Below are 1,792 nucleotides of genomic sequence, written 5' to 3' on the forward strand. Positions count from 1 at the left end.
GACGCTGTTGGTTAATTCGGGCCTTGCTTCGCCCCGTCGACCGGCTGGTCGGCGGGGCGGAGTGCTGCGAAGTGGCTGGTGCGGGTGCGGGCCCTGGGTGTGTCGGTGAGGTGGGCGTCGATGCGGGCGAGGTTGATGGCGGCGCCGGTGAGCTGGTGCTGGAGGCTGGTCCTGGCCAGGCCGCGGTATCGGGATCGGCGCAGGCCGCAGCGCCCGACGGCTTGGGAGATGGTTCCTTCGACTCCGGCGCGGATCTTGTATCTGGTCTTCCAGTCGTCGGTCTGCTGGAGAGCGCGGGTCCGCTGGAGGGCCTGGTGCTCGTCGTGCTGGCGCAGGGTCAGTTCCCTGCGTTCGGCCTTGGGTGAGCTGACGCAGTCGCGCAATGCGGGGCAGCGGCGGCAGTCGGCCGGGGAGAATCTGACCCGGATCACGGGAAGCTGTTGCTGAGAACTGCGCAGAGCCCACTGAGTGCTGGTGGCTCCGTTCGGGCAGGTGACGTGTTGCCGGTCCCAGTCGATGGTGAAGGCGTCCTGTCCGTAGCCGCCGCCGTTCTTCGTCTGGGCGACGGTGACCGCTTGCAGCGGCCCGTGCAGCTCGATGCCGTGCTCACGGCGGGCGGCCGCGATCTGGGCGGCGGTGACATATCCGGTGTCGACCCAGTGCTCGCCGGGCAGGCACTCCCGTTCAGCGAGGCCGGTGTGGATCGTCTCGCTCATCACGCTGTCGGGGACGGTGGCGACGGTGGTGGCCACGTTCGTGATCAGGTTCGGGGTGTCCGGCTCGCAGGTCTCGGTCAGATGAGTCTTGTATCCGTCCCACAGGATGTCGCGTTTCTTGCTGCCCCTGGCTTCGAGGTCATAGGGCGTGACCAGGCGCGTCGCGCCCGGCGGGCGGTCTTTTGGGTCCCGCCGCCTTACCTCGCCCCCGGTCAGGTGGAAGTGCTGGACCCACATCTGCCGCAGGATCTGGACCTGCTCCAGCTCCCGCAGTCCGGTCGGCGCCTGGGGCGAGAAGACGGCCTCAAGCAGCCGCATCCCGTCCGTCCCGATCCGCCTGCCGACCTCCACCCGCCTGGTGTGGGCCTTGGGGAACCGGGAGTCCTCGGCCCGGGTGGCGTAATGCCGAAACCAGTCCGGCTCGGCAGTCTCCACCAGCCAGTCGGGCGCAGCCTGCGCGAGCGTGTTCAACGCCGAACGCAGCGTCTCCGCGACCATCTCCAGCCAGCACAGCTCCCGGGCCGCGGACTGCACATGCGTGGAGTCAGTACGAGCCCGGCCGGCGGTCTTGAGCAGCCCCTTCTCCCGGGCCGCGGCCAGGATGCCGTCCAGCACCCGCCTGCCCGCCTCCGCCTCGATGAGACGGTCCCGGAATTCCGACAGCACCGAGAAGTCGAAGCCCGGATCAGCCAGTTCCAACGCGAGGGCATATTTGAAGTCGATCCTCGCCCGCACCGCCTCGGCGGCCTGCCGGTCGGTGAGCCCTTCGACGAACTGCAACACCAGCACCAACGCGAGGCGCCCCGGTGACCAGGCGGGCTTCCCACGCGCCGGGAAGAGATCCGCGAACTCCTCGTCGGTGAACAACGGACCCAGCTCGTCCCGGACCCGGATCGCCAGGCTCCCTTTCGGGAACGCGGCCCGCGCCACCCGCACCGTCTCCGCCGGAATCTCGCCCGGCCCGTTCGGCCGCATAGACATCGACACCCACCCCATACGACAACGTCGGCTCCCAAGACCACAACCAGGTCTTGGGAGCCGACGTCACGCACGGGCCCGAATTAACCAACAGCGTC

At 68.9% G+C, this 1,792-nt stretch carries 1 protein-coding gene; it reads right to left on the reverse strand.

The annotated features are described in order from the left end of the window. Nucleotides 1-11: 11 nt before the first annotated feature. On the reverse strand, nucleotides 12-1,697 hold the full coding sequence (locus tag ACWDEN_RS48060; RefSeq protein WP_450864461.1) for an IS1182 family transposase: 1,686 nt from the start codon (nucleotides 1,695-1,697) through the stop codon (nucleotides 12-14). Nucleotides 1,698-1,792: the final 95 nt, after the last annotated feature.

The organism is Streptomyces sp. NPDC001153 (assembly GCF_053598315.1).

What these genes read in the sequence shown, in the direction of transcription:
- ACWDEN_RS48060 (WP_450864461.1), bottom strand. Translation starts at nt 1,697, where the DNA reads ATGTCTATGCGGCCGAACGGGCCGGGCGAGATTCCGGCGGAGACGGTG.